We start from the raw sequence: 349 nt of genomic DNA, 5'->3' as shown, positions 1-349 counted from the left end.
CTACTTCCGCTTGCGTTGCGTTAGCTTTTTCTAAGATTTTCTTACCATCTGATACTGCTTGATCATAGGCTGCTTTCTTCTCTGCACTTCCGTTGTAGTACTTCGCATCATTAGCTTTTGTGCTTTCTGCGTCTGTTGATGTTGCTGTTGTTAGAGCCTCTTTCTGGGTCTCTGCTCCATCTAATTTGCCTTTGGCATCTTCTATAGCTTGTTTTGCTGCATCTACTTCCGCTTGCGTTGCGTTAGCTTTTTCTAAGATTTTCTTACCATCTGATACTGCTTGATCATAGGCGGCTTTCTTCTCTGCACTTCCGTTGTAGTACTTCGCATCATTAGCTTTTGTGCTTTC

1 pseudogene is annotated in these 349 nt (G+C 42.7%); it reads right to left on the bottom strand.

What is annotated here, in order from left to right:
- Positions 1-349, bottom strand: a pseudogene (locus DSY56_RS11720) (FIVAR domain-containing protein); the annotation flags it as partial.

It is taken from the genome of Streptococcus sp. 596553 (genome assembly GCF_900411395.1).
Taxonomy (GTDB): Bacteria; Bacillota; Bacilli; order Lactobacillales; family Streptococcaceae; genus Streptococcus; species Streptococcus mitis_BA.
This window is presented reverse-complemented; position numbering and strand designations above follow the sequence as displayed.